Origin of the sequence: Paenibacillus sp. FSL H7-689, from assembly GCF_000517905.1 — a bacterium.
GTDB classification, from domain to species: Bacteria; Bacillota; Bacilli; order Paenibacillales; family Paenibacillaceae; genus Paenibacillus; species Paenibacillus amylolyticus.
In genome coordinates this window covers 1-211 of the sequence record NZ_ASPU01000064.1, presented here as the reverse complement: position 1 = coordinate 211, position 211 = coordinate 1, and the positions used below count along the sequence as shown (strand labels likewise).

The following is a 211-nucleotide window of genomic DNA, read 5'->3' as shown; positions in this document are numbered from 1 at the left end:
TTTCGTTTCGATATCTAGTTTTCAAAGAACAAGCTCCATGCAAAAGCAAGCTGTTTTGAGAGTTTGAGCTCTCAAAACTGAGCAACGAGTGAGTGTTTTGCAGCTAAGCTGCGTATTTGAATGTTTCCACTCGGGAAACGATTCTCCATAGAAAGGAGGTGATCCAGCCGCACCTTCCGATACGGCTACCTTGTTACGACTTCACCCCAAT

At 44.5% G+C, this 211-nt stretch carries 1 rRNA gene; it reads right to left on the bottom strand.

Annotated elements, in window-relative coordinates:
- Positions 1–151: 151 nt before the first annotated feature.
- Positions 152–211, bottom strand: a 16S ribosomal RNA gene (locus C170_RS27395); the annotation flags it as partial.